The sequence below is a fragment of the Flavobacterium enshiense genome (assembly GCF_040750275.1).
GTDB classification, from domain to species: Bacteria; Bacteroidota; Bacteroidia; order Flavobacteriales; family Flavobacteriaceae; genus Flavobacterium; species Flavobacterium enshiense_B.
This window is the reverse complement of the sequence record NZ_JBDOCV010000040.1, coordinates 1-344: the sequence shown is the minus strand read 5'-3', so window position 1 is coordinate 344 and position 344 is coordinate 1. Positions and strand designations below refer to the sequence as shown.

1 protein-coding gene is annotated in these 344 nt (G+C 44.8%); it reads left to right on the top strand.

The features are described from left to right. Nucleotides 1–344, top strand: a 344-nt coding sequence (locus tag ABGT15_RS14715) for a hypothetical protein (protein WP_437125374.1), incomplete at both ends; no start/stop codon positions are given.

Sequence of the window (344 nt, the reverse complement as noted above, 5' to 3'; positions counted from 1 at the left end):
GACTACAGGTGGATGTGCACCGGCAGCTACGGCTACGGGAACTATTACTGTTAATTCAGCTATAGTACCAGTGACAGGATTCAGTTATCCAACACCGGTATGTCAGAATGCTGCTAATCCAACACCGACAGGAGTCGCAGGATTTACAACAGGAGGAACTTATTCTTCTACGGCAGGATTGGTATTTGTTAGTACATCGACTGGAGAGATTGATTTGGCAGCAAGTACACCTGGAACTTATACTGTGACCTATACTTATCCGGCTTCAGCTTGTGGTGTGGCTGGAAGCAGTCCATTTAATATTACAATAACCGGTTTACCAGCTATTGCTTTAACATCAGCAG